General features: G+C 29.5%; 5 protein-coding genes. 1 reads left to right on the top strand and 4 read right to left on the bottom strand.

The annotated features are described in order from the left end of the window. Positions 1 to 75: 75 nt before the first annotated feature. The gene (locus RWR88_RS08410) at positions 76 to 561 is read left to right on the top strand and encodes a type III toxin-antitoxin system ToxN/AbiQ family toxin (RefSeq protein ID WP_314451797.1); all 486 of its coding nucleotides are present in this window, start codon (positions 76 to 78) and stop codon (positions 559 to 561) included. A 130-nt stretch (positions 562 to 691) separates the two neighbouring features. On the opposite strand, the gene RWR88_RS08405 is transcribed toward RWR88_RS08410, so the two are convergent. The 4 genes from RWR88_RS08405 to RWR88_RS08390 form a co-directional block, all read right to left on the bottom strand. Further along, positions 692 to 2,698 carry an MBL fold metallo-hydrolase gene (locus tag RWR88_RS08405; protein WP_314451795.1) on the bottom strand — a complete coding sequence of 669 codons (2,007 nt, stop codon included), beginning with the start codon at positions 2,696 to 2,698 and terminating at the stop codon, positions 692 to 694. A 335-nt stretch (positions 2,699 to 3,033) separates the two neighbouring features. Beyond that, positions 3,034 to 3,537, bottom strand: a complete 504-nt coding sequence (locus tag RWR88_RS08400; RefSeq protein ID WP_314451792.1) for a hypothetical protein — start codon at positions 3,535 to 3,537, stop codon at positions 3,034 to 3,036. A gap of 78 nt (positions 3,538 to 3,615) precedes the next feature. Beyond that, the gene (locus RWR88_RS08395) at positions 3,616 to 3,759 is read right to left on the bottom strand and encodes a hypothetical protein (RefSeq protein WP_314451790.1); all 144 of its coding nucleotides are present in this window, start codon (positions 3,757 to 3,759) and stop codon (positions 3,616 to 3,618) included. Positions 3,760 to 3,862: 103 nt separating this feature from the next. Next, entirely contained in the window at positions 3,863 to 5,443 is a 1,581-nt protein-coding gene (locus RWR88_RS08390; RefSeq protein WP_314451788.1) for a DNA/RNA helicase domain-containing protein, read from the bottom strand. Positions 5,444 to 5,999 lie beyond the last annotated feature (556 nt).

Below are 5,999 nucleotides of genomic sequence, written 5' to 3'. Positions count from 1 at the left end.
GATACTCCACCATTAAGTGAGTGATAAAAAAGCAAAAGGGAGAGAAATCTCCCTTTCTTTTTAGATTGAGGTTTTATGAAATTATATAATGTTACAAATGATTATGTAAACTATATAAAAAGTTTTGATTCAAAAGTTCCTGAAAATAAAAATTCGAAACGTCCATTTGTTGGAGTTATCTTTACTATAGATGGGAATAACTTTTTTGCACCTTTATCATCTCCAAAACCAAAACATATTAAAATGAAAAACGGAGCTGATTTCCATAAAATTACTAGTGGGCATCAAGGGGCTATCAACTTTAATAACATGATTCCTATCCCAAACACCGAGTTGATTTTAATAGATATCCATTCTATTCCTGATGAAAATTATAGAAATTTATTAAACTCTCAATTAAGATTTATTAATTCAAACCAAGAAGTATTGAAGAAAAAAGCAGAAAAGTTATACCAATTAGTGACTTCTGATGATAGTATTCTTTCAAACCATCAACTTCAAGTAAAAAAACGCTGTATTGATTTTAGTCTATTACTAAAACAGTGTAAATTATACCAATAATTTTGAGGTACAAAGCAAAAGCCTAGCGAGATTCAACTACTAAATCTCACTAGGCTTTTTACATCTAAAAACTTATTAACTAATTTACTACCATATAAATTATCCCCTATTCGGAAATCTCACTATTTCTCTATCTCTCTCCACCGACCGTTGCAGTTGTAGTTGGATTTAGATTTGTAGCTGAATCCGCATTCGAACCTACTTCTTTTTCTACCCTTGAACTATCTGCAGCTGTTTCTGGAGTTCCAGAAGTCGTAGGAGTCACTTCCTCTACTGAATGTTTCGGATTACTTGTTGAATGATTTTCCTCATTCGAGTGTTTTTCCAAAACGGATGATGGATTTGCATCATGAGTTTCATTTTCTCTACGATGATCTTTTTCAATAGAGTTGTTTTTCAATGTATTCTCAACGGCTGTTGTTCTCTCTTTTTCAGTTTCTTTTTGAACTTTCTTCACTTCTTGAGGAATATCTTTTAACCATACACCTTTTGAATCAACCGTGTAGCCATCTGGAGTTTTTCCATTCTTCACTAATTCCCCATTGGCTTTGAAGTAATACCACTTACCATCGATTTCAGTCCATGCTTCTTTTGCTCGCTCTCCTGAAGTTTTATAATAGTAGTTTCCATTCCAGCCTGTTAACATATGTCCATCATTAGCTAGTACGTACTCTTGTTTATCTAACTGTAATTCTCCAGTTTTCATCTTGCCATCACTATTTAGATAGTACCAATTATCCTTATCTTTGATCCAACCTGTTTTCATCTCACCTGATTCAGCAAAATAATACCAAGCTTGATCAATCCATTTCCAACCTTTTTGCATATCACCATCTTTGGATAAATAATACCATTGTCCATCAGAACTAGCCCAACCGGTTTCCATCTGACCATAGATATTGAAGAAATACCACGAATCATTAATGAACTTCCATTTTGTTGCCATTTCTCCAGAATATTGTAAGTAGAACCAACGACCACGCCATTTCTTCCATTGGCTTTCTAGCATTGCGCCATTCCCTTTGAAGAAATAATAACGACCTGCAATTTCACTCCAACCAATTGCATGTTCTCCTGTTGCATATCGATACTTCCAAACATCATCTTCGACATACCACTTCGCTGTAAAGTTTGGGATTTTCGGATATTGAGTAGATATATTTGTAAAACCATCCGTACGAATATCAAAAACGGTCGCATCATATTCTGCACTACTTGCCTTAATTAATTGAGCGCCATAAGACTTCAATTGATTAATAACATCCGTAGCAACTTGATGATTTTTCCATGGATCATTACTAGATGTTTGAACTACAATAGACGGATGTAGATTTTGTAGAAAATTATACGTATTCGAAAATTCAGCATCAAAATGATGATTAAACTTCATCATATCGACTTTTCCAATAATTGGACCATAACGATCTTCATTCAAATAATCTAGATTATTCAAATCTCCAGCTGAAAAGATTTTTTTACCATTAACCGTAATCACACTAATAATTGAATTAGAATTATCATCTACTACTGGTGTTAATTGACCATTCGTATATTTATTTTCATAATTGTAGAGTTGAATGTCCATATCCCCTAAAGAAAAATGCGCTTGTTCTTTTGAAATATCTTGAATTACTGGAATTCCCTTTTGACTAGCCACAGCTAACACTTTGTCATAATTATACTGACTATCCCACAGTCTCTCCTTATCCGTGATTCGACTATCACTATAACGCTTCATATAAACTTTATTGACGTTAAAATTCTCCATTAACTCATCAGCATTCCCAATGTGATCTGAATGAGCATGAGTAATTAAAATAAAATCTAATGTTTCTACACCCACATTTTTCAAATGACGCATGACACGTTCTGTCATCACATTTCGATAATCTATATTAACCCCTTCTCGATAAGGATAACGAGCATCACTTCCATCAGGAAAATCATAGTCTTCTCCCGTATCAATCATCGCATAGTGTCCATTACTTTCTAGTAGAATGGCATCACTGCCAAGATTCTTTGGGGATACGTTAATAAAATGAATCTTGTTTCCATTGCCTTCTTGAGCTTGAACTGGATTCATAACACCTAGAAATCCAAAAACGGATAATAGTACTCCTACTTTCCACTTGTTCATTGAGTATACCTCCCTTATATAGATTAGTATATGCTATTGCTACTGAAATCTCAAATATTCTTAAGTACTTAAGTAAAAAAGTGTACTAGAGTTCTCCAATACGCCTTCATCACTTTAACTCATCTTAAATTATTGTTCTATAATTTAGGTTCTATAATTTATAGGGTTGATGGAGAAAATTCACCAATCCTATTTTACTGTATAAAAAAAGCATCCAAACTATTTACTCCAGCAACTAAAAAAGGAATGAAGCAACATGATGCTGCTTCATTCCTTCACTAAAATTCTTTCGTCAACTCTATTTGACAAAGAACCAATTTTACTTTCTTATTCGTTTACTTTGTATCCCTTTTATCTTTCAACATCGTTCCCTTTAAGCGAATACAATCTTTATCTGTACTATTTAGTAATCTCTCTATTTCTTCATACACTTTCTTTAAAACATTAATACAAATACGATTTGATGTATCTTTTACCACATAAAATCCTTTAGATTCTTCACTACCTCTTGTTAACGTTAGTTCGATTTTTTCAGATAACTCCTTACTAAATCTATAGGGAATATACTCATCTTCTAAATTCTTTATCATTGGTAAAAAGGATTCATTTTCACCCCCAATACACGTATACAAATTATTTCTATTATGTTCTTGCAGATTTCCATTTATGATTGCAGGCAAATGATACTTTTTGATATTATCATCTCCTATAAAAAATAAGTTTTCTTTATTTCTGTTACCTTTTTCAGGCCATTCAACAATTTCTTTCGCTTTAATAATTGTATCTATTTCAAAAATTTCACTACTATTATCAATTTTTGCAACGAATATAAAGTACACAGATTCATTATCTTTAACTTTATTTCTAATTTCTTTAGTTATTGCGCTGTTAGCATGGCAAAATGAGTACAAAAAATTCTATGCAAAAACATACAGATCCTCATTTTTCCCCTCATTTTTTCTTTTATCAATACTTATATTAAACTTTTTCCCCGGATATTCTTTTACTTCTATTGTCATTTTTTCACGTACTGGATGACCAACTATTACATAATGTGCCATATACGCTTCTCCTTTTACTGTTATTTTTTAGATAAATTTTACAATCTATAAGTAAAGAGCTTATTCATTTTTTATAACAACGTTTACCTATTAATTCACGTTACTAAAACTGTTCTAATAGATTAGTGATTTTCAAATATAAATCTTTATTTTCAATTACTACAAGTTGTAATTGTTCTCTTGTTCTTGTAATATTTTGATATAACATTTTTATTATTGGATAATAAGTATTACTTCCATATAAAATCATAAATGATTTTTCATCAAACGTTTCTTCTTGATACCAAAAATTTAAATCCATAGGAATAATAACCTTATTAAATTCTTGCCCAATTACATCGTGAGATACTTTACCACAACTAGGTATAGAATCTAAACTTTCTTTACGGAAAAGACTTTTTGAATAGTTTAAAATCTCCCACTCTTTTGATTTTTGCATTTCTCGTAAATAATTATCTGCACTCTCTTTATTACTGAAATATTTAATCTGGATATTCCTACTTAAATTACTAGTTTTTTCAATTGGTTGATTAATAGGGAATTTAAACAAATTTTTAATAAAAATATTCAACTCTTGATTAGTTCTAACTTTATCTTTCAAACTAAAATTTTTAGCTGATTCTTCGGGTAAATTTTGTAGTATATTATCTATTGTTTGATCACTTTCTGACTTATCTAATGTTTGTTTACCATCATAAGAAAAAATAAAATTTGTATTAAGATTATTCCTTATAGCATCGACTATTAATGAAGCTTGATTATTTCTTAATCTTTGTGCTTCATCAATAATAATATAATCATAGAAAGATGCATTATTTAAAATAGATTGTAATTCCTTAATTGCTTTAATAATAAAATTATTTTTATTTAACTCAACTTGCCCATCATTTAATCTTGCCCCATGAATTATTACAACTTTAAAACCATGTTTTATTAATTCTTTTGCTGAATGATAAGTTAACAACGTTTTCCCAGTACCAGGATTTCCTTTAATCGTAAATACCCTTTCATTTCTTTCAGGATTTAAAATATATTTAAAAATGTTTTCTTGATTTTCATTCAAAAAATATTTCTGATTAAGAAATTTCTTAACATCGTTAAAAGGAGAAACTAAATAATTTTTTATATTAAACAAACTGTCAACCTCTGTTTTGGTAAGAATTTTTACCTGTTGATTCTCTAAAACTTTTATGAATTCACTAGGTGTAACTTCTTTAAATGTATCCAACTCACTATCAAACTCTAAATAACTTTTTATTTCTGGAGAAAAACTAAAATACTTCGTTGAAATATCAAGAAAATTTAAATAAAAACTATTCCTATCGAGTTGTTTCTTTTGTTTTTCTATTGTAGTTGAACTTTTTAATTCAATCGATATATTATAATTTTCTCCAAATCTAATTAAATCGAATTCCTTACCTATTTGTGGGATTATATATCCATAATGAAAATCATCTGTATATTTTGACATTAAAGCCTCGCTCATACCCCATTCTTTAAGTAAATTAACAAAAGATAAAAAAGTAGAAATCTCAACTTCATTTTTGAACGGATATGAAATCCCTTTAAAATATTCTTTGATTTCTTTTCTATTTAATTTTGTAGTATTATCTTTTATTTGATAACTGCTTTGATCTTCATTTATGTAACAATTAATATGTTCTTTTAATGTATTAAAATCCATTTAGATATCTAACCCTTTCTACATCATACTCTAGTAATTTTTATATTATTATTTTCTTTACGATTTCTTTTCCATATATAATACTCCTGTTTCCACAATTATTTTATTCTAACTAATAAAAAAACACCAAGAAATCCCTTTTATATGATACTAGTCTCTCATTTCAATGTATCAGCTTACCTTTATTCTAACGAATAATATTCTACATTACAACTAAAAGGTAAGCGTTTTAAAAAAATCTATCAAAGATTCCCCATTATAAAATTGATCAACTACACTAATTATCTTATCCTTTCATAACTCATCTTAGTATCACTCATCTTGACTTCATTATAAATAATATTATCAGTAACACCAATAATATTAAGTTCACTTTTCTTAATTAACCAACAAAAAATGGCATTAAGTAACCATCAGTCACTTAATGCCTTCACTGAGATTGTTTCATCAGCCCTATTTGACAAAGAGCCTAATTATGTCTAATTTAAATCAACTCCAAAAAAAGGCTCATCGACAAATTCTGTTGGTGAATCAAATTTAACACCAAATTAAGTCT

Source organism: uncultured Granulicatella sp. (assembly GCF_963528195.1).
GTDB lineage: Bacteria > Bacillota > Bacilli > Lactobacillales > Aerococcaceae > Granulicatella.
Note: the sequence above shows the minus strand (reverse complement) of the source record. Positions and strands in the feature narration are given on the sequence as shown.

Coding starts and splice junctions, on each gene's coding strand:
- RWR88_RS08405 (WP_314451795.1), bottom strand. CDS start 2,698: ATGAACAAGTGGAAAGTAGGAGTACTATTATCCGTTTTTGGATTTCTA.
- RWR88_RS08395 (WP_314451790.1), bottom strand. CDS start 3,759: ATGGCACATTATGTAATAGTTGGTCATCCAGTACGTGAAAAAATGACA.
- RWR88_RS08390 (WP_314451788.1), bottom strand. CDS start 5,443: ATGGATTTTAATACATTAAAAGAACATATTAATTGTTACATAAATGAA.
- RWR88_RS08410 (WP_314451797.1), top strand. CDS start 76: ATGAAATTATATAATGTTACAAATGATTATGTAAACTATATAAAAAGT.